Below are 252 nucleotides of genomic sequence, written 5' to 3'. Positions count from 1 at the left end.
TTGAGCCAGTGGGCGTCGTGCAGCAGTTCGGGGTGGTCAGGATCGGCTTCGGCGGGCAGCAGTCGCGCGCCGACGCGTGCCGGCAGGGTGCTCAGTTCGATATGCCAGGGGGCTACGCCGCCCTGGTGACGGCCGAAGCTCAGCTCGAAATCCAGCAGCTCGGGGTTGTCGTCGTCGAACAGCGCGGCCAGCGATGGCGCATGCGGCAGCGGCAGGCGGCGCCCGGCGGCGAACAGGAAGCAGTCGCCAGCC

At 70.6% G+C, this 252-nt stretch carries 1 pseudogene; it reads right to left on the bottom strand.

Features of this window, described 5'->3' with window-relative positions:
* Positions 1–252 (bottom strand): annotated as a pseudogene (locus tag ACCC94_RS30385) (hypothetical protein); the annotation flags it as partial.

The sequence above is a fragment of the Pseudomonas sp. Pseusp97 genome, assembly GCF_047304025.1.
Taxonomy (GTDB): Bacteria; Pseudomonadota; Gammaproteobacteria; order Pseudomonadales; family Pseudomonadaceae; genus Pseudomonas.
This window is presented reverse-complemented; position numbering and strand designations above follow the sequence as displayed.